19 protein-coding genes and 1 tRNA gene are annotated in these 18,563 nt (G+C 43.6%); 11 read left to right on the top strand and 9 right to left on the bottom strand.

The window, feature by feature from the left end:
- Nucleotides 1-76: 76 nt before the first annotated feature.
- Nucleotides 77-2,137 carry a M1 family metallopeptidase gene (locus DOE51_RS07145; RefSeq protein ID WP_142695860.1) on the top strand — a complete coding sequence of 687 codons (2,061 nt, stop codon included), beginning with the start codon at nt 77-79 and terminating at the stop codon, nt 2,135-2,137.
- Nucleotides 2,138-2,169: 32 nt separating this feature from the next.
- Here the strand turns inward: DOE51_RS07145 and DOE51_RS07140 are convergent, their stop codons facing one another.
- Both DOE51_RS07140 and DOE51_RS07135 read right to left on the bottom strand, forming a co-directional pair.
- Nucleotides 2,170-2,841: a hypothetical protein gene (locus DOE51_RS07140; protein WP_142695859.1), complete on the bottom strand. Its 672-nt coding sequence runs from the start codon at nt 2,839-2,841 to the stop codon at nt 2,170-2,172.
- Nucleotides 2,842-2,853: 12 nt separating this feature from the next.
- The gene (locus DOE51_RS07135; protein ID WP_142695858.1) at nt 2,854-3,324 is read right to left on the bottom strand and encodes a hypothetical protein; all 471 of its coding nucleotides are present in this window, start codon (nt 3,322-3,324) and stop codon (nt 2,854-2,856) included.
- A gap of 239 nt (nt 3,325-3,563) precedes the next feature.
- Here DOE51_RS07135 and DOE51_RS07130 point away from each other — a divergent pair, with 239 nt between their 5' ends.
- Nucleotides 3,564-4,418 carry a TIGR02147 family protein gene (locus tag DOE51_RS07130; RefSeq protein ID WP_168196404.1) on the top strand — a complete coding sequence of 285 codons (855 nt, stop codon included), beginning with the start codon at nt 3,564-3,566 and terminating at the stop codon, nt 4,416-4,418.
- Here the strand turns inward: DOE51_RS07130 and DOE51_RS07125 are convergent.
- The 3 genes from DOE51_RS07125 to DOE51_RS07115 all read right to left on the bottom strand — a co-directional run bounded on the left by DOE51_RS07125 (nt 4,400) and on the right by DOE51_RS07115 (nt 5,155).
- A tRNA-Arg gene (locus DOE51_RS07125) sits at nt 4,400-4,472 on the bottom strand. The two genes, DOE51_RS07130 and DOE51_RS07125, sit on opposite strands and share 19 nt — an antisense overlap.
- Before the next feature lie 18 nt (nt 4,473-4,490).
- The gene (locus DOE51_RS07120; protein WP_142695856.1) at nt 4,491-4,817 is read right to left on the bottom strand and encodes a hypothetical protein; all 327 of its coding nucleotides are present in this window, start codon (nt 4,815-4,817) and stop codon (nt 4,491-4,493) included.
- An 11-nt stretch (nt 4,818-4,828) separates the two neighbouring features.
- Nucleotides 4,829-5,155, bottom strand: coding sequence for a hypothetical protein (locus DOE51_RS07115; protein WP_142695855.1), 327 nt, complete (start codon nt 5,153-5,155; stop codon nt 4,829-4,831).
- 108 nt (nt 5,156-5,263) lie between these two features.
- Here DOE51_RS07115 and DOE51_RS07110 point away from each other — a divergent pair, with 108 nt between their 5' ends.
- Nucleotides 5,264-6,118, top strand: coding sequence for a LysR family transcriptional regulator (locus DOE51_RS07110; protein WP_142695854.1), 855 nt, complete (start codon nt 5,264-5,266; stop codon nt 6,116-6,118).
- Nucleotides 6,119-6,312: 194 nt separating this feature from the next.
- Nucleotides 6,313-6,606, top strand: a complete 294-nt coding sequence (locus tag DOE51_RS07105) for a hypothetical protein (RefSeq protein WP_142695853.1) — start codon at nt 6,313-6,315, stop codon at nt 6,604-6,606.
- 47 nt (nt 6,607-6,653) lie between these two features.
- On the opposite strand, the gene DOE51_RS07100 is transcribed toward DOE51_RS07105, so the two are convergent.
- Both DOE51_RS07100 and DOE51_RS07095 read right to left on the bottom strand, forming a co-directional pair.
- Nucleotides 6,654-8,738: an ATP-binding protein gene (locus DOE51_RS07100; protein ID WP_142695852.1), complete on the bottom strand. Its 2,085-nt coding sequence runs from the start codon at nt 8,736-8,738 to the stop codon at nt 6,654-6,656.
- Nucleotides 8,735-9,154: an Hpt domain-containing protein gene (locus tag DOE51_RS07095; RefSeq protein WP_142695851.1), complete on the bottom strand. Its 420-nt coding sequence runs from the start codon at nt 9,152-9,154 to the stop codon at nt 8,735-8,737. The genes DOE51_RS07100 and DOE51_RS07095 overlap by 4 nt, the downstream gene beginning before the upstream one ends.
- A 408-nt stretch (nt 9,155-9,562) precedes the next feature.
- Here DOE51_RS07095 and DOE51_RS07090 point away from each other — a divergent pair, with 408 nt between their 5' ends.
- Nucleotides 9,563-11,053, top strand: coding sequence for a methyl-accepting chemotaxis protein (locus DOE51_RS07090; RefSeq protein WP_142695850.1), 1,491 nt, complete (start codon nt 9,563-9,565; stop codon nt 11,051-11,053).
- 49 nt (nt 11,054-11,102) lie between these two features.
- Here DOE51_RS07090 and dtd read toward each other — a convergent pair whose 3' ends face one another.
- Both dtd and DOE51_RS07080 read right to left on the bottom strand, forming a co-directional pair.
- Nucleotides 11,103-11,537, bottom strand: a complete 435-nt coding sequence (gene dtd / locus DOE51_RS07085; RefSeq protein ID WP_142695849.1) for a D-aminoacyl-tRNA deacylase — start codon at nt 11,535-11,537, stop codon at nt 11,103-11,105.
- Entirely contained in the window at nt 11,537-12,205 is a 669-nt protein-coding gene (locus DOE51_RS07080) for a hypothetical protein (protein ID WP_142695848.1), read from the bottom strand. Before DOE51_RS07080 ends, dtd begins: the two co-directional genes overlap by 1 nt.
- 319 nt (nt 12,206-12,524) lie before the next feature.
- On the opposite strand from DOE51_RS07080, the gene DOE51_RS07075 reads away from it, so the two are divergent.
- The 6 genes from DOE51_RS07075 (at nt 12,525) to DOE51_RS07050 (ending at nt 18,559) form a co-directional block, all read left to right on the top strand.
- Nucleotides 12,525-13,505 carry a hypothetical protein gene (locus DOE51_RS07075; protein ID WP_142695847.1) on the top strand — a complete coding sequence of 327 codons (981 nt, stop codon included), beginning with the start codon at nt 12,525-12,527 and terminating at the stop codon, nt 13,503-13,505.
- A 174-nt stretch (nt 13,506-13,679) separates the two neighbouring features.
- Nucleotides 13,680-14,348, top strand: coding sequence for a MotA/TolQ/ExbB proton channel family protein (locus DOE51_RS07070; protein WP_142695846.1), 669 nt, complete (start codon nt 13,680-13,682; stop codon nt 14,346-14,348).
- Nucleotides 14,349-14,366: 18 nt separating this feature from the next.
- Nucleotides 14,367-14,828 (top strand): biopolymer transporter ExbD, encoded by a 462-nt coding sequence (locus DOE51_RS07065; protein ID WP_142695845.1) that lies wholly within the window; start codon nt 14,367-14,369, stop codon nt 14,826-14,828.
- Between the two features lie 4 nt (nt 14,829-14,832).
- Nucleotides 14,833-15,318: a biopolymer transporter ExbD gene (locus DOE51_RS07060; protein WP_142695844.1), complete on the top strand. Its 486-nt coding sequence runs from the start codon at nt 14,833-14,835 to the stop codon at nt 15,316-15,318.
- A complete protein-coding gene (locus DOE51_RS07055) occupies nt 15,318-18,281 on the top strand; it encodes a tetratricopeptide repeat protein (RefSeq protein WP_142695843.1) in 2,964 nt (987 codons plus the stop codon). Before DOE51_RS07060 ends, DOE51_RS07055 begins: the two co-directional genes overlap by 1 nt.
- The gene (locus DOE51_RS07050) at nt 18,278-18,559 is read left to right on the top strand and encodes a hypothetical protein (protein ID WP_142695842.1); all 282 of its coding nucleotides are present in this window, start codon (nt 18,278-18,280) and stop codon (nt 18,557-18,559) included. Before DOE51_RS07055 ends, DOE51_RS07050 begins: the two co-directional genes overlap by 4 nt.
- The last annotated feature ends 4 nt before the right edge of the window (nt 18,560-18,563 follow it).

Raw genomic sequence — 18,563 nt, 5'->3', positions numbered from 1 at the left:
CCATTGTAAAAACTCAAATCCCTTTGACCAGAAACGTCACCAGGCGTAGAAATCGGCCTCTTTTTAGAGGTAAAAAATGTCTAAGGCTAAAGCCCTTCACAGGCTGATGTTTGTGATCGGAGTTCTGTTCTTTTTGTTAGTGACAGTGCAGGCACCCGCACAGACTTTGAATCACAAGTTGGATGTCGAACTACTTCCAACTTTGAAAATGATCAAGGTTCAAGACAAGATCACTTTTCCTAAAGACTCTCCTCGCAAAGTAAGCTTCCTTTTGCATAAAGACCTGCAAGTCACTGTTCTTAGTCCCGACGACTCCTTGATTGTTCTTCACCCTGCAACTTCTGACGAATCTTTCACCGAATATGGCTTAAGCCTTGGCAGCCAAGATCAAACCGCAACCTTGTTATATTCTGGCGTTATCTATGATCCGGTGGTGAATGATAACTCCAATGGTTTGATCTCTGCTGAAGGTGCGACACTGTTTGGTAGTACCTACTGGTACCCGTCTATTCTTGATACTCAAAAAAGCTTCGACATTTCAATTCGTGCACCGGCCGAGTGGAAAACTTTGTCGCAAGGTCAACTTGTGGCGCAAGAAGTGAATGGCTCAACAGCTATCACTCGTTACAAAGAAATTTATCCGCAAGAAGATATTTATTTGGTCGCAGGGCCTTTTAAAAATTATGAAACAGAAACGGCGTCAGGAAAAAAGCTGCGCGTTTTGCTTCGAAAAGACGATCCACCTTTGGCGCAGTCTTTTTGGGCTTTAATGCCTGAATATATTCAGCACTACTCTGAAACCATCGCTCCTTATCCTTATGCGAGTTTTTCCGCTGTCGAAAACATGTGGGAAACAGGTTACGGTATGCCAAGCTTCACACTGCTTGGTCCAACGGTCATTCGCCTGCCATTCATTTTAAATTCATCACTACCGCACGAAATCCTGCACAACTGGTGGGGTAACAGCGTTTACGTTGATTATCAAAAAGGCAATTGGAGCGAAGGTTTGACGACCTATATGGCTGATTACTGGCAACAGGAAAAAATCGGCGCTGATACGGCTTATCGCATGAAAACGTTGAGCCAATTTGCTGATTTTGTGGCAAGCAATCCTGCGAACGACTTCCCGGTTCGTGAATTCCGCGGTCGTCACAACTCAAGTTCGCAAGCTGTGGGTTATGGCAAATCGATGATGATCTTCCACATGCTAGAGTTCCGCTTCGGTAAAGAAGTTTTTGAAAAGGCTTTGCAAGACTTCTACAATACGAATCTTTACCAACGCGTGAGCTTTGAAGAGATTCAAAAAAGTTTTGAAAAAGTAACGACACAAAATCTTTCAGGCTTCTTCACTCAATGGTTGGATCGCAAAGGGGCTCCTGTCCTTGAATTGACTGACGTGAAGCTGATGCGCTGGTTGGATGGTTCGCATGCGACGTCTTACGTGTTAAGCCAGAAACAAGACGAAAAATACGACCTTGCAGTTCCTGTAATTTGGAAGCTAGAGTCTGGCGAAGAAGTTCGTCAGCTAGTAAAGCTCACTGAAAAATCACAAATCTTTACTTTGGTGTCACGCAGTCGTCCGGTGAAAATCTCTGTCGATCCTGAATTCCACGTATTCCGTTCTCTTTATACAGAAGAACGTCCTGCGACGATTTCTTCAGTTGTTGGCAGTTCGCAAGTTCATTTCTATTTCGATGGCAATGATGGTGGCGCGCAACAGTTCGTGCAGACGTGGTCTAAATCTATCGAAGGCAAAAGCACTCTGCACAATGTAGGCGACTCGATAGAACTTCCTGAAACTGGCGCGCTGGTTTTGGTGGGTGATAAAACCGCATTTGCGAACTTTATGAAAACACAACTGGCGGATCAGAAGTTTTCTGTTTCGGATACTTCACTGCAAATTGATGATCAAAGTTTTGCTTTGAACGAACACAGTACAGTTTTGGTAACTCGTCTTAAAGGCAAACCTCAACAACCCGTTATTTGGGTGCGTTGGACACGTGACAATCCACCGGCAGAGTGGGCGAAACGCTTATTACATTATGGTAGCTCGGGTATTTTGGTATTTAAAGGCCGCCCCGTTGTCTTGCAATCAAGCTGGCCTGTCACTGAATCGCCGTTGCAACGTAAGATGTAAAAAAAAGGTCGCTCTGGTAAGCGACCTTTTTTTTATTTAATTTTTGTCCAGAAAGTCGAAACATTAAGAAATTTAGATGACGTAAAGTTTAAAGATCCGTCGTCTGCCTGTTTAAAATCAAACTGTTTGCGCATGATTTTTCCTTTTGAACAGAACGACAGTGCTGCTTGTGTTCCTTCAGCAGTACCCGCGTCGATCACGCGGTAAGGAGTCGAGACGCAGTCCCCTAGTACTTCTTTATTCTTTTCCAGATCGTGATCTACAGATAAAGCTTGAGTCGAGTTTAAGCCAGTAAGTACGTCAATAAACGTCTCGTTACCGTTTCCCGTTTTATAGTACATCTGACCTTGGCGAACAAAAACAACTTCAAGAGAACCATTCTTTTCGATGACTGCGATATCTTTTGAATACTCCTCAAAGCGCGGGTCTGTCGCATATTGTTCGATATTACGCTGTTCAATGCCATGGGCTTGCAGCTGATCGTTGGGAATGCTGAGCGTTCGGTAAACTCCGACCAAAGCGGAAGCCGAAATCCCTGAAGGTTCTGCATTCTTATTCTTCATGTCTTCAGCCGCAGACAACATTTGAATTTCTGCCGGATCCAACGAACTCTTAAACCTCCAATATGAGGAAGAACTAGCAACAGCTTGTTGTGCCAACAAAACAGCAGACGAAACCAAAAGCATAAGCAAAGATTTTTTCATAAATAATATTTCCTATTTCTTACAGTTTAAGACTGTTCTTTCGATCCACGCATTTTTTGCAGATACGGATGGGTCAGCAAGATTACCTTGATTGTTATATTCAGGAACTTGTTCGCTAATGACCAAAGAACCAGCCGTCACTTCTTTCAAATCCGCCGAAGTCGAAAGACTCAGTGAAATCTTATAATGAGCAACGCTAGAAAAAGTTAATAATGGTTGGGTCGTTGTATCGATGATTCCCGAAGTCGCGCCGTCAATCACACTTTCAAGAGTGCCCGCAAGAACAACATCTGCTTTGTAAGAGACACAATCCAGATTTGCCTTTTGCAAAGCTGTTTTCGCCGCCAATTTATATTCTGCCATTCGCGCCGCAGGAATTTCTGTTTTCCCAATACTACCGGAACCGATTTCACCAACACCTGCGAAGGCGTTCAAAGAAGCAAATAAGATTAGAGCGGTCGAAGCAAATTTGATGTCTTTCATAAAGACTCCTATTTATTAAACCCCAAGGTCATCGCAATAGAGCGGAATGCTCGGCAGTCAAAATAGTTATTTGCAATCCTAAGACTCATTCATTTTCACTTAAATCAACAATGGGCTCAGTGGAGGTGTTCAGCGATTAGCCATGCCACTCAAATTTGGAAGAAGTTCGTAACTTGCGTGTGCAGATGCACTCAAGGAAGTCGCTTTACAACGACTCACGATTTTGTTCAGATAATTTTATGCCAAAAAAACCCAGCGTCACCGAATATCTAAGTGTTCACCATTACCTGAATGATCTTTATAAGTATCGCAAACAAACAGAACCTGATTTTTCTTACGAACTGTGGGCACAAGAACTTGATTTCAAAAATCGTTCTTTTTTAAGACAGATTGTCACGGGTCGTCGCGGGCTGACCTCAGACACCGCAAAACAATTAGCTGTGCGACTGAATTTTCAAGGCATCGAACGCCAGTATTTTGACCTTCTTGTTCAATATTCCCGTGCGCGCTCCCTTGAAAAGCAAAGTTTGCTTGGACGAGAGCTTATGAGTCTTTTAAAGTCAGAGCATTCACAACAAGAAATCGAAGACTATTGCGAATTTGTTTCGGCGACTTTATATCCAAAGTTGCAGACGCTTTTAAGTTTTAAAGATGTCCGTAAAACACCAGAGCACTTGGCACCTCTTTTACGCAAGTCGCCTGAAGAGATTACGAACGCGTTGAAAATCTTAGAAAGAATCAATCTTGCCACGCAAGAAGATGACGAGGAATGGAAATCAGTCCCAAAATCCTTCAAGGTTCCTGAAGCCATTGGTGATAGAAATCTATTAGAGTATCATGCGCTGTCATTGCGAGAAGCGATAGAAGCAAGAAGTCTTCCTAAAGAACAGCGCCGCTACCTGAGCCTTATTTTGCCATTGAATCAACAAGACTTCGCGGCCTTTTGGGAAGAGTTTAATAAATTCAAAAAAGATATGATCCGAAAATTCGACGTCGAAGACCTGCGTGATCGTCAACTTTTTCAAATGAATTTGAATATCTATGCCGTCTCTGAAGAAATGGTGGATTCAAAAATTGACCCTACCCCGACTTGAACGGGGATCTGGCGTTTAGGAAACGCATGCTCTATCCAGTTGAGCTATAGGGTCGATGGCGGCAGTTTTACACTAAAGCCGCTCAATTTCAAGAGAGTACACTTCGCACTGTTCGCCTACTTTAAACGTATAGTCGTTATAATTGTAATAAGCCCCACCGTAAATATATCGCAAATAGCACTCGCGGGCGCCGGTGTCTGCCGCTTTGCAACCGCTGAACACCAGTTGGCAATTATAAGAGGAACCTTCCCCCCAGCACGTATTGATCTCATTCATCCCTTCCTGCTGTAGCAACGTCGTCGTCACCTTCGTCAGTTTATCTTCGCAGTTTTGAGGTTCTGCTTGTGCTATAGAGGAAAAAATAAAAATCGCGGCGATAAGACTTTTAAACGTTTTCATACCGGACCTTCTTAATATCTATCAATTTGAATAGAGAATACGTCGCACTGGTCATTAACTTTAAAAGTATAATTGGTATACGTATAGTACGCACCGCCGTAGTCATATCGTAAAGAACATTCACGGATGCCAATCTCCGATGTTTTACAACCTTCAAACGCGAGCTCACAAACTGCTTTCGAACCAAGATTTGGGCAAGACGTGATTTGATTTGAACCCTCTTGCTCGAGCAACGTCGTTGTTACTTTCGTGAGTCTGTCTTGACAGTTTTGAGGTTCAGCATGCGCGGTAGAGGCAAAAACAAAAGTAGCAGCAATAACAGCTTTTAACGTTTTCATTTAGATCTCCTTGGTTAGTTCATGTTCTTTCTGAATCGAAAAAGGGTTTAAACCGAGTTTTAATTAAATAAAAATATATAATTTGTATGCAATCCATGCTATTTAGGTATGGATATGAATCTTCTGCATTTGCAATACTTTTATGTGGTAGCTCAAGAGCGTGGTTTTACCAATGCTTCAAAGCGTTTACGCATTCAGCAACCGGCAATCAGTCGTATGGTGAAGCTGCTAGAAGATGATCTTGGCTTTAAGCTTTTTGAAAAAGTGGGCCGCCATGTACAGGTTACCAAACAGGGCATGGAAGTTTTTGAGTATTGCCAACGGATCTTTGGCACCGTTGAGGAATTGCAGCAGTCATTGGGACGCATTTCAGGTGAAAGCAAAGGGCCTTTGCTTGTCGCGGCCGCAGAGCCAATCGCGACCCATTATTTACCGGCCCTGATTAAAGATCTCTTAGTACAGTCCCCGCTTGTGCATCCTCAGATTTTTTCGGGTCCCGCTTCGATGCTGTTTACGCAAATTAAAAATGGCGAAATCGAGCTAGGTATGTTCTTTCATACTCCTGATATTCCGGATGAGCTGACGCTCTTTAAAACTAAAGACATTCGCTTTCATGTCGTGATCCGCAAGGATTTACGCCGTAAGAAAGAGGTTTTAGAAACGTTCATCGGTTCACGCGAGATCGACGACACCTCCACTCGCCGCTTTCCTACTCTTGAGAAGCTTCGCCAAGATTGGCCGAACGCGAAGATTAAAATATCCAGCAACAATATCACCGCGCACAGGCAAATGGTTTTAGAAGGCTTAGGTGTTGCCGTTCTGCCGGATTTTATTGTCGGCCAAGACATCAAAGAAGGCTTGCTGTCGGATATTTACCCGCACGAGCACTTAAGTTTTAAAATGAAATTCATCAAACGGAAAACCGCGACACTTTCTTCCGCAGCGATGGCGTTGACGAAATAGAACCGTGCGCGTCCTTGCTGTGCTCTTACAATGAGGACTAAAAATAATTTTGAATAGTTGAAATAAACAAGCACGTTGTTCCTGTACTTAGAACAAGCAATGGTGATTGTTCGCACATGGAAAATAAAGAAACAGATTCTTCCGACGAATTCTTTTAGGTTTTTACGAGATCACTTTCAGGCAAGGAGGCCATCGTGAAAAAAGTTTTCGTTACAGCAGTTCTAGTTATGTTCGCAAGTTTGTCTTCTGCATTCGCAGACAACCAAAGCTACGTCAATCAAGAGCAACAGCCACAAGATGTTGTTGTACAACCTTACCTAAGAAGTTGCGATTCCCCATATCTTGGCAACAATGAAACGTGTTTGAGCAATTCCAGCACTTGTCCAGGTGGTTATGAGTTCTCTCACGCCAATTACTGCTGCGATCACAATGGTAGCTGGTATCGCTGTGGTACTGTGTGCAAATCGATCTATGCTCCAGGTCACTAATATTTAGAATTTAAAAAGAGGATCCTGCTGAAGGCAGATCCTCTTTTTTACGTGACGATATATTTCTGTAGGATCGCTTCGACGGTCGCAAGATTCAGTGGCTTTGCAATATAGTCTGTCATTCCCACCTGTAAGCAACGATCTTTTTCATCTGACATCGCACTGGCCGTCATTGCAATGATCGGTGTGCTTTTGAACTTTTGCATCTCGCGAATTTTTTGAGTCGCAAGATAACCATCCATTTCAGGCATGTGACAATCCATCAACACCAAATCGTATTTGGCGTTTTCCAATTCCTCGAGAGCCAGTTTACCGTTTTCAACCACCGTGAAGCCATGACCCATTTTTGCAAGCATACCGCGAATGATAAGTTGGTTAACGGGATTATCTTCTGCCACAAGGATATTCAATTTTCCCGTTTTGTCTTTTGGTACAACGTGTGCTGCTTGAGTATCAATCGTCGCGGCTTTTTCAAGAGTCAAAGAAAACCAAAAAGTTGAACCATCATTAGGAACGCTGAAGAAACCCATTGTTCCGCCCATCAGCTCTACCAGCGATTTTGCAATCGATAATCCTAAACCAGTGCCGTCGTAACGACGACTTGTCGAAATATCTCCTTGCTCGAAGCGTTGAAAGATGCGCTGTTGCACTTCTTTATTGATCCCGATGCCTGTGTCTTTGACTTGAACTTTCAATGTCACTTGCGAATCGGTTTCCCGTTCGACAGATAAAAAGACATCGACACCGCCTTTTTCAGTGAACTTCAAAGCATTGCTAATAAGGTTAACAATAATCTGGCGGAACCGTGCCGGGTCGCCCATGACTTGAAGGTTGGGATTGATGGCTTCATGAAGTCGCAGGTAAATAGATTTGTGGCGGGCTTGAAAATTCATTAAGCCCATCACCTGATGCATCACCGAACTTAAGCCAAAAGGTACTTTTTCAAGTTCAACCTTATTGGCTTCAACTTTAGAAAAATCTAAAACGTCATTAATGACACTTAACAAACTTTCCGCTGAAGCTTTAATCAGCTCCGCATATTTTCTTTGTTCAAGATTCAAATCTGTATCCAGAAGTAAATCCGTGACCCCCATCACACCATTCATTGGCGTGCGAATTTCGTGGCTCATGGTCGCCAGGAAACGGGACTTTGCTTCATTCGATTTGACAGCTCGGTCAGCCTTCGTTTCCAGTTCATGGGTACGCAATAAGTTCAAACGATAAAGCATTCCAAGGACCGCGAACAAAACAGCGATAAAACAACCAACCCCAAGAATTTGACGTTCAAGCAAAACGGCTTCTGCAAATGCCTCTTTAGCAGGACGATCTAGAACGACTATCCAACCAAAACCATCGCTATCAATGCTACCAGAACCTTTAGTCCGCGCCTGGCCTTCCAATAACACATCACCGTTACCGTGATCTTGAACGTGATAGTGATTGCGCTCTCCCGCCGCTGGCATATCAGACGCTTTCATGTCTGGAAGTGTCTTATCGCCAAGAATGACTTTACCCTCTTTCGAGTACACCGTTAAACGCACTGGGAAACGGCTTTGCAAAGGCGCAAGCCACGCTTCACTGATATCCTGAGCCCAGCGCCAGCTTAAATGCGCTCCTAACACGCCAACCGGCTTGCCGTTGTATATTAATGGAGTTGCGTAATCGAAGAAACGAATTGGTTCTGCTTCAGTCCCGCCAAGGATTTTATTAAGCAGCAAGGCATCATGAACATCGCCGAAATAATCCTTTTGCTGACCATGAATGAACCAATCCCTTTTCGCAATGTCGGCTCCTTCTAGAAGACCTTTATTGCTAACCAGGACATGACCATCCAACGATGCGATACCCACCCACGCAAATTCTGGAAAAGACTGCGTCAGTTGATTTAGAACCCGACGTTTATGTTCGAGGGCAACTTTAGGATTAGAAATCTCGTCAAGTGTTGAAAGAGTTTTGATCTCTCCCGCGCGAGCCGCGATAATAATGTCGATTTTATCCGCGATATTGTAGGCCATATCAGCCAAGGTGTGGCCTTGTTCAAACTCAATGCGAGAACGAACCTGACGACCAATCAACCAACTCGATAAGACTGTGATCACGAAGATCAGAGCTGCTAAATGACCAAGCTTCATGCAAGTTCCTGAATCCTTCCGAAACTATCCACTAATTGATTTAATTGTTTTACGAAGTCTTTGGTTTGTTTCACAAGAACACCGTACTGGGCTTCAAACTTTTGACGATCCCAATCAGACGAGCCCATCTCAATACGCTCCACTGTGTCTGCCACGCTGGAGTCATGAAAATTCGCGATGGCACCTTTAAATTTATGAGCCGCTGCATAAATCTTTTTACGATCTTCTGAAATGATTGCGGATCTGATGTCGTTTAATTGCGCTTCATAACTTTCCAAAAAAATTCCAGCCGCCGCCGCAAAAATCGTAAAGTCGCCAAGGAATCGCCCGTCCATCATCTCTTCAAGTTCAGTGAGGTTAAAGCCAGCACTGACGAGCTCGGGGCAATATTTTCTTATTTTTTCAGTGAGTGTCATATCGTCTTCTATATCACCCCAAGAATGATTCGCGTGCAAGTGGTGCTATTTGGAAAATGCGGACATTTCAGCACTGCGGTCATTAGCGAGAAACATGCATCTCTTTTCAAGAATTCTTATAAGCGACTTTCCACTAGGTCTAGGCGACGAAGTCCTCACGGCAATATAAATAAACTTCACATTATTTAGTATCTATGCAATTTTAAAAATGAATTTCCATTCAAAACTCATCCACCGCCATGTGGATTTTTCGTTCAGCGAGTTTGCATTTACTCTTCACTACTCACATCTCGAATTTATCAAAAGTTCATTCGCGATTTTTCAGTATATCTTGAAGTAAAATTAATAAAGAGAATTCGTTCAAATCCCGACAAAGAGTCACGACCAACTTTCGAGCAAAGGTAAATTATGAAAATCGGAAGCTTAAATTTCAAAGTAACATCCATCATCGCAATCCTTGTAACTGGCAGCATGTTGATAGTCTTCATCGGCCTCTCGAAGATGGGAGAGCTGAAAGAATCCCTAAATATGATTGTCAATGTCCAATCAGCGCGCGTTTCTACAGCGAAACAACTGCAGTCCGTCTTCTATGTGCAAATGTCTAATCTTCGCTCTTACATTTTAGAAGATGACAAAGCAGAACACGAAAATCTGAATCTTCTGATGGAGAAACGTAACGAGCAAATGCTGAAGCTCGTACAAACTCTTTATGATATTTCTACAGAGGTAGGTCGTAAGGAAATGACCGAATATAAAGACACTTACGGGAAATGGTGGGAACTTTCTAAAGAGGTCCGTGAAGTTTCAAATAAAGGCAGGGAGTTCGATGCCGCCGCCTATAAACTGCTAGGCTCCAAAGGGGGCGAGCTTAAAAAGAGCATCGAAAATATTCTAACGGGACTGATTGATCGCAACGAAGCGAACATGGCTAAGGAAGTCACGTTGGCAGATGAGCAGTATCAAAAAGCGCGCATGACGATGATTCTTGTTAGTGTCTTTGCGACATTGCTTGGTATTGGTATCGCAACAGTCGTCTTAAGAAAGCTTTCAAAATCAATTAATTCGGTGATTGAAAACTTGGATGACAACTCTCAACAGGTCACACAAGCGGCACAACAGATTGCGAATGCCTCGGTCGAATTATCTCAAGCGACGACGGAACAAGCTTCATCCCTGGAAGAAACCGTTGCAACCTTAGAAGAGCTGACATCTATGGTACGTGTGAATTCAAATAACGCTGGCGAAGCTGCGAAACTTTCGGGCAGTGCGAGCACTGTGGCTTCTCAGGGTGAAGAACGCATGAAAACACTGATTGATTCAATGCAAGAAATCTCGGCCGATTCTAAAAAAATCGAAGAGATCATTTCAGTCATTGATGACATCGCTTTCCAAACAAACTTATTGGCCCTTAACGCCGCCGTCGAAGCGGCCCGCGCTGGTGAGCAAGGCAAAGGTTTTGCCGTCGTGGCCGATGCTGTTCGTACTTTAGCGCAAAAAAGTGCCGAGGCCGCGAAAGACATCAACAATCTTATTAAATCGAGCGTTCATAAAATCGAACGCGGTAGTATCGAAGCCGATGCCAGCGGTCAGGTTCTAACCGAAATTCTTTCAGCTGTTAAAAAGATGGAAGAACTGAATCGCGAAATCGCATCCGCCAGCGAGGAACAATCAAATGGTATTGCACAAATTAGCAAAGCCATGAATCAATTAGACCAAACCACGCAAGTGAATGCGGCGTCATCCGAAGAAGCTGCAGCCTCGGCTGAAGAGTTGTCAGCGCAAGCAGACTCTTTATCGCGTATGGTGGTGCAATTGATTGAGACGGTTCACGGGACGAAAGAGGCTCCCCGTTCCAATGAAAAAATCGCAGATTATAAAAGCGAACTTCAGGCCGCTTAAGTTTATAAATCAACCGCGAAAAAAGGATCTGGTTGTGGCAGATCCTTTTTTATATCTCTATGATTAATGTGACGGGCCCGTCGTTTAAAAGTTCCACCTTCATGTCAGCACCAAAAATGCCACCGTATGTGGGAACTTCACGACCGCTCAGTTGCAGAGCTTTTTCGTAAAGTACTTTCGCAACATCAGGATGTTCAGCACCAATAAAGCTAGGACGATTGCCTTTGGCGGCATCACCCAACAAGGTAAATTGCGATACAAGCAAGTGTTCGCCTTTGATATCTTTTAAGGACAGATTCATCTTCCCCTGCTCGTCGGGGAAAATACGCAGGGCTAAAATCTTTTGAATCATTTTTTGCAGCTGCTCTTCGCTATCGCCTTTTGCAACTCCCAATAAAGTTAAAAGGCCTCGTTCGATTGACGAGACCTTTTGACCATCTACGGTGACTGATGCTTTTGAAACTCTTTGAACAACCGCTTTCATTATTTTTCTGTCTGGCCTTTGATTTTATCCACTTTAGTTTCTTCCAAGTTTACGCGCCAAGCTTTTTGACCCCATTGTGGGCTGTCGTCTTCGCCGTGACAGTAATGTCTATCAAAATAAGTTGTATAACCGATGCGGAACTTCTTCAAGTTCTTCATCTCTGGCAACATATCGTCTGGCCATCTGAACTCAACCACGTTTTTATCAATACTGACTTTCACGGCGTCGGTTCTATTCAGCTCTGTATCGACTGCGCAGTTTGACGTTAGGCAATTTTGTACGGCGATCTTTTCAGAAACCCAGTTGCCGCCAGTATTGGAATCAAGCGAATAGAAGATTCTATAGTTCGCATAAAGATCTGGCCACGCCACCGATTCTGGATCGTAGGGTTGATACGCTCTTTTATCGTGAGTTAAATCAAGCCAGAAGTAATACTCTTTATAGCCGCCTGTCTTTTTGATGTCTTCGGTCACTTCCATGCGCACAACAAATTCACTGCCTTCTTTTGTGATGTCTGTGCTGACAAGATCCGTATAAGTTTGATTTGAACAAGGCATCGGTGAAAAGTCGATATCGCCCACAGGATCTGTGTGTTTGTTGTTCCCGGCAATCGCCAGTTGGCAAACAAGTGTTGAAGCAAGAGCCATGTATTTCAATGCGGCTTTCATAAAATCTCCAGGTACTATCAGGTTTGTGTTCACCCCAGATCATTACAAGTTCCACTCCACTCCCAATTCAATCTTAAGAACTTTTAACGGATTTTAACTGCCCAACTTTTTGACGCCACGACCGTTTTGTCGTCATGAAAATCTCTCGAGATTCATTCGAGAATCACAAAATGAGCGCAAAAAATCCGCGTTTTTCAGAGTGAAACTAGAGTATATGCTCCAATGTCAAAAGCGCTATTATGATTGACTCATTCACCCCTTTCGCGGAATTCCTATCGCGACTTCAAAGAAAAACTCGAACACTCTGGAAGGATTTTTTATGAAAAAATCGACTTTGATTGCTTATGGTATTGTCGCAAGTTTACTGATCGCCTGCTCGACATCTGCATGGGCTCAAGAAGGAACTATTTCTACAAAAGTAGAACAACCGAAATTGTTTCTGACTTACAGTTACTACAAATACGATTTGCAAGGCACGAACTCAGCCAACACACGCATCTACAAATTCGATGCTGCGACTGTTGATATGAACATGGTGACTGCGACTTACTTGCTAAGCCCCAACTGGACTTTGCTTGCTTTCGTTCCGTACATCAAAAACATGGTTGAAACAGTGTATGAACCACTACCAGGTGGTTTGAACTTCAAAACCCGCGACTACACAGAGGGCCTTAGCGATATTCGTTTGATGGCTGTGACACCAACTCTTGTGCAAGGCAGCCACCTGATTCTGACTGATATCAGCGTGACGTTGCCTACTGGTGACATCAATCAAAAATTCACAAGCGCTCCAACGCAAAACGCCGCTTACAATATGCAATTGGGTTCTGGAACGACAGACTTGGTCATCGGTAGCACATACTCTTACACGACGACGCCAGCATGGGTGCAAAGTGCTCGTGCCGAAGCAACAGTTCGTGGTGGTCGCAATGAAAACGGCTGGGCCCTAGGCAATCAATTGGTTCTTTCAGCGGGCAGCAAATATCAACCAGCAAAATGGGCTGAAGTTGGTGTGGTCGCAAACTATAAAGCGCGCGATGCCGTTCAAGGTCGTGATGATAAATACGAGTTGCACAATGACTGGAACAACGTTGCTCACGGCGACGGCCATCAATACTATCACGCGCCACAAATCAACTGGGACACTGAAGTTGTTGGTAAGCTAACAAGTCCTTCTTACCACGGTGTGAATGCAAGTGCTGAAGCTGGCGTTTCATTCTATCGCGATGCCATCAACAAAGATGACGTTCGTTTGGACAACCCTTATTGGATCGCAGCGTCCGTAAACGGCGTTTTCTAATCGCATTTTAGCAAGCTCCATCTTCCATCCATCTTTAACAGGGGTGACGCCGTAAAGTGTCACCCCTGTTTACTTTCTTCACTTTCTAATCAGTTTTAGGCCTGAATAGGCGTCTCAAATCGTGGCACTAACGTTGCTCATAAGACTTCCGGAAAACTAACTGGAGGATTTTATATGCAATTCCTAATGTCACTTGGTTCTGGCTTCACATCTGGCGATGCAATTTGGATGTGGACGATTTTGGCAGCTCAGATCGTATCTGTAGCTATTATCTTGGAACGCTCTCACGCTTTGTTCGTTTCTCGTAAAACGAATCAAAAAGAGCTTTCTAAACTTCTTGCGGAAGATATCCGTGCAGGTCACCTCGATAAAGCTCTTCGTCGCTCTATGCAATTGGGCATGAAAGAACCATTGGGTGTTGTTGCCTCTGCAGGTATCCAAGCGGCTCTTGATATGGGCGGAAAAGAAGAAATCCAACTTAAAATGGACGAAATCCTATTAGAAGAAAACTCGCGCGTAGAAAAACGCATTGGTTTCCTTGCGATGTTCGCTAACGTTGCGACATTGTTGGGTCTATTAGGTACGATCACAGGTTTGATCCACTCTTTCGCAGGTATCGCCAACGCGAACCCAGTAGAAAAAGCGACAATCCTTTCTCAAGGTATCTCATTAGCGATGAATACAACGGCGTACGGTTTGATCGTGGCAGTTCCTGCTTTGATTATGTATGCGGTTCTTCAAAACCGTGCATCTCGTTTAACTGACGATTTGAACAAAGCGGCTTTGAACTTGTTCATCCAATTGGGTTTCCACTACGAACCAGTTTCAGACAAGAAACAATAGTAGATAAGGGCGTAAGCTATGAGCGCATCCAGCAACAACAACGATAAGTTGAATTTTGATATCAACATTTTGCCGATCCTGGACATCTTGTCTGTGTTGATCTGCTTTCTGTTGTTGACAGCGGTATGGGTTCAAATCGGCACATTGGATACAAAGCAAGCTATTGGAGACAACTCCACATCAGGCGCTAAAAATCCTCCGTCTTTGTGGGTGACTTTGGATGCAGATGGTAGCGTACAACTTTCTGTGCGCGACCTTCCGAAGCTTCAAACATCAGAAACACGCGTAGCTAAAACTACGAAAGGTGTGAACTGGGCAGGCCTTGAAGCCAAATTAGCCGATTTGAAAACAAAATTCCCTGAACTGAAAACTGGTATCGTTCGCCCCGGAGCTCAAAGCTCTTACGGCGATGTGATCAAAATCATGGATCAGTTGAAACAATCTCAATTTGAAGGTGTGGGCTTGTCCCCTCTTGGGTAATTTTATGAAAACGAGCTTTTTAAAAGTAGACCAAAAAGCTTCTCCACTGATGGATGCGATGGTCTTGAAAAACGGAAATAAAAAGAAAAAAGGCATCGCTAGCAACCTTGCGATCGCATTGCCTTTAACTTCTTTGATCGACGCTTTTTCAATCATCGTTATCTATTTGCTTATCGGAACGCAAAACAGCGGTATCGAAACTTCCGTTCCTTCGCGTATGAATCTTCCTCAAGCTTCACACAGCCAAGGTATCGATAAAGAAACTGCGATCCTGCGTATCGAGAAGGGTTCGTACTTCTTGAACGATAAAGCTGTGTCTGGTTCACAACTAAGCAACAAATTGGCTGAGTTGAAAAAAACCAAAGAAGACAAAGTTGAGTTGATGATCCAAGCCGATACCGAGATGAAATATGCCGATCTCGATCCATTGCTTAAAGCGGGATCTCAAGCTGGCATTGAAAAACTTAAATTCGCGGTAGTACCAAAATAATGAAAAACACAAAACACCTCCTTTTTTTAAATGTGGTTCTTGCGGGTATGCTCTTCTCTCATCCGGTTCATGCAGAGAAGATGAATGCAGACACGCAAGACTTGGTTATCAAAAAGATGGACCGTGTTTTGGACTTGATGGATCGCAAAGACCCTTCTTGGATTCCAACACAACAACGTCTTGCTGACGTTTTGGCGGAACGCGCACGTACTCGTTTCATGGCTGAAGTTGAAGCGAACTGCGAAAACTGCAAAGGTTCTAAAGACGACCGTCAACGCGCTATCAAAATTTATGAAACTCTTTTGACTGAAGTGAAATTGAACGAGCACGGACCGATCTTGTTCCAATTGGCTCACTTGTACGAAATGGCTGGTCAACAAGATCAAGCTATTGCGTTGTTTGAACGTATTATTAAAGAAGCTAAAGCGAAGTCTATCGATGCTGGTATCGTTTCTAGATCTCACGCTTCATTGGGCGATTTGCTATTCCAAAAAGGCAAATTCAAAGAAGCTAAAGAACACTACGTGATCGCGTTGAAAGACAAAAATCTTGAAAACAAATCTTTAGCTATCTACAACATGGCTTGGTGTGACTTCAACACAGACAAGCTGACTTCTGCTATCGACACATTAGAGGGCTTGTTGAAAGACCCTACTAAAATCACGAAAGACACGGAAGCTGGCAGCAATTACGATCCAGTTTTCCACACTGATATCGTTCGCGACCTGGGTACTTTCTATGCTCGTAAAGAGATCACGATTAAAGAAATCGCTCGTTATGAAACTTTGACTCCTAAAGAAAAACGCAAAGAATTGATCTTGAATTTCGCTCAGGAAGCAGACCGCGTTGGTCAAAAACAAGCGGCACACTTGATCCTGACGCGTTATATGGATCAACCTGATTTGACAAAACAAGAACGTCTTGAAGCTTTTGTTCGTATGGCACAAGTGAACTACGACCGTGGTGAAACTGGCAAATCAACGCAAGACTTCGCGAAAGCTGCTGAAGCTTTCAAAAATACTGATTGCGACGATTCGAACAAGTGCGAAGAATTGAAAAAGACGATGAAGCGTTATGTAACGGAACTTCACCGCTCTAAAAAAGTAAAACCTGACCAAGACCTTTTGAACGCGTATATCATTTACGCAAACACATTCCCTGGCGACAAGGAAATGGTACAACGTGGTTCACAAGTTGCGATGGACATGGGTAAATACCCAACCGCTATCAAACTTTACCGCACAATCGCCGAAGGCCGCACTTATTCAGCTAAAGAGCAAAACGAAGCGATGCTGAATGAAGTTGCTGCTGCTGAAAAATCTGGCGATCCCGTTCTTAAGAAAGAGGCTTACGCTTACTTCTTAAAGAATTCCGCAAAAGACGAAAAATACTACGAAGTTCGTTACCAACAAGCTTACCAGCTTTATCAAGCTAAGCAGTTGAAAGACGCGGCGAAGATGTTTAACGATTTGGCTCGTGATAAAAACACGAAAGCAGATCTTCGTAAAAAATCCGCGGACCTTGCCTTGGATTCTTACGCTCAGTTGAAAGACGACGAAGCCATCCAAGAAAATGCAAATGACTACGCAGAGATGATGCCGGCAAACGCCCCTGAGTTTTCAGGTGTGGCTCGTCGTGCTTTGATGAATCAAGTGGCTGACGTCGCAAACAATCCGCATTCGACAAAATCAGAATTGAAATCAGTGATGAAGACAGTTTTGAAGACGAAATTGGATGGTGCAAAACCAGACGAACGCATCTTGATTTTCACAAACTTAAGCGTCGTTGCGAAAAAACTGGGCGAAGACGACGTTTATGCAAAATCTTTGTATGCGTTGATCAATACTCCTGAAACTCCAGAAGCGAAGAAGCAGCAGTATTTAGAACAACTTGTTGGTTACTACGAACGTAAGCTTGATTTCAAAAACGCTTATAATACCGCTTTGAAAATGAACGATTCAAAAGTATCGGCGAAAGAAAAAGCTTTCCGTCTTGGTACTTTGGCTGACTTGGCTGATATCAATCCGGAAAAACACTATAAAGAAGCTTTGGCTTTAGGTATTTCTGGTGAACGTGCTCTTGTTATCCGCGAGCGTTTGGTTCTTCTTTCAAGCAACCCTGTTAGAGAGTTGAAAATCCAATCTGCTGACTTGCGTGCAAGACCTTCAATGTTGAATGAAACGACTTTGTTGGTTTACGCAAAAACTGGAAACAAAGCAGGCTTGCAATCGATTTTAGAAATGAAAGAGATGCGCAAACAATCTGCGAACTCTTTCATTCGCAAACAAGAGTTCTACAACAAGCTTAATGAGTTCCAAAATCAGATCGCGAAGCACAAAATTGACGATGGTTCTGACAAAAATCTTACGAAGGGTATTACTCAACGTATGAAATTGTTGGCTAAAGCAGACCAAACTTTGACTGAGTCTATTCAAACAAAAGACATCACAGCTCAGTTGGTCGCTTTGAATATCGTAGCGATTGAAAATCAACGCTTTGTTAAGGATTTGTCAGGCGCTGATATGCCAAAGGGTCTGACGGCGGCTCAACAAAAGCAATACGTTGAAGCCTTGAAAGCCAAATCAAGACCGTTCTTGATGAAGGCGAAAACGGCTCAGACGAAAATGAACGAATTATGGAATTCATCCCCTGCTCTTGCCTCTTTGGCTCGCGACTACCGTATGGCGCGCCCAGAGATCCAAAAGCTGCTTTCTCGTGAAATGCAGATGTTGGAAGAGCTTCCAGGTCGCGGCAAAATGAAGACGGCGGTCGAAGATGCTTATGGCTCTTCATCATTGTCGGCTCGTGATCTTGCTTCGGCTCGCAAATCAGTGTCTGAAAACCCTGATAGCGTGAAGGATCTTGAAAACTTGAAATCTATCGAGACAAAAATTGGCCATCCGTTAATGCCCTCTTATCTGGAAGCGCGTTTAAATCACATCCAGAAAGGAAAAAGCCTATGAAAACAGCAGTTTTAGTGGCCTCCCTTTTGCTAACTCTGATTAGCAGCTTTGGAGCTAGCGCCCTCGCGAAAACAAGCCCTAATGAAGGGAAAAAAGTCGAGGGTACTAAGCCAAAACTTGGCACTTCGTTTAAGTTCGACGGTTCTGCCCTTCGCGGGAAATATCAGACCTCACTTAGTACGAAGGCCGCAGTAGAAAACGATAAATTACTTGAAGATCTTCTGGGCGGAAGAACACAGTTCGAAGACCGCATCCAACAAGATCAAGAAAGAAACTAGGATT

This window comes from Bdellovibrio sp. NC01 (genome assembly GCF_006874625.1).
Classification (GTDB): domain Bacteria; phylum Bdellovibrionota; class Bdellovibrionia; order Bdellovibrionales; family Bdellovibrionaceae; genus Bdellovibrio.
The sequence above is the reverse complement of the archived record's forward strand: the minus strand, read 5'-3'. Positions and strand labels throughout refer to the sequence as shown.

Coding starts and splice junctions, on each gene's coding strand:
- DOE51_RS07120 (WP_142695856.1), bottom strand. CDS start 4,817: ATGAAAACGTTTAAAAGTCTTATCGCCGCGATTTTTATTTTTTCCTCT.
- DOE51_RS07055 (WP_142695843.1), top strand. CDS start 15,318: ATGAAAAACACAAAACACCTCCTTTTTTTAAATGTGGTTCTTGCGGGT.
- DOE51_RS07115 (WP_142695855.1), bottom strand. CDS start 5,155: ATGAAAACGTTAAAAGCTGTTATTGCTGCTACTTTTGTTTTTGCCTCT.
- DOE51_RS07080 (WP_142695848.1), bottom strand. CDS start 12,205: ATGAAAGCCGCATTGAAATACATGGCTCTTGCTTCAACACTTGTTTGC.
- DOE51_RS07070 (WP_142695846.1), top strand. CDS start 13,680: ATGCAATTCCTAATGTCACTTGGTTCTGGCTTCACATCTGGCGATGCA.
- DOE51_RS07110 (WP_142695854.1), top strand. CDS start 5,264: ATGGATATGAATCTTCTGCATTTGCAATACTTTTATGTGGTAGCTCAA.
- DOE51_RS07100 (WP_142695852.1), bottom strand. CDS start 8,738: ATGAAGCTTGGTCATTTAGCAGCTCTGATCTTCGTGATCACAGTCTTA.
- DOE51_RS07140 (WP_142695859.1), bottom strand. CDS start 2,841: ATGAAAAAATCTTTGCTTATGCTTTTGGTTTCGTCTGCTGTTTTGTTG.
- DOE51_RS07095 (WP_142695851.1), bottom strand. CDS start 9,154: ATGACACTCACTGAAAAAATAAGAAAATATTGCCCCGAGCTCGTCAGT.
- DOE51_RS07135 (WP_142695858.1), bottom strand. CDS start 3,324: ATGAAAGACATCAAATTTGCTTCGACCGCTCTAATCTTATTTGCTTCT.
- DOE51_RS07065 (WP_142695845.1), top strand. CDS start 14,367: ATGAGCGCATCCAGCAACAACAACGATAAGTTGAATTTTGATATCAAC.
- DOE51_RS07060 (WP_142695844.1), top strand. CDS start 14,833: ATGAAAACGAGCTTTTTAAAAGTAGACCAAAAAGCTTCTCCACTGATG.
- DOE51_RS07050 (WP_142695842.1), top strand. CDS start 18,278: ATGAAAACAGCAGTTTTAGTGGCCTCCCTTTTGCTAACTCTGATTAGC.
- DOE51_RS07090 (WP_142695850.1), top strand. CDS start 9,563: ATGAAAATCGGAAGCTTAAATTTCAAAGTAACATCCATCATCGCAATC.
- DOE51_RS07075 (WP_142695847.1), top strand. CDS start 12,525: ATGAAAAAATCGACTTTGATTGCTTATGGTATTGTCGCAAGTTTACTG.
- DOE51_RS07145 (WP_142695860.1), top strand. CDS start 77: ATGTCTAAGGCTAAAGCCCTTCACAGGCTGATGTTTGTGATCGGAGTT.
- dtd (WP_142695849.1), bottom strand. CDS start 11,537: ATGAAAGCGGTTGTTCAAAGAGTTTCAAAAGCATCAGTCACCGTAGAT.
- DOE51_RS07130 (WP_168196404.1), top strand. CDS start 3,564: ATGCCAAAAAAACCCAGCGTCACCGAATATCTAAGTGTTCACCATTAC.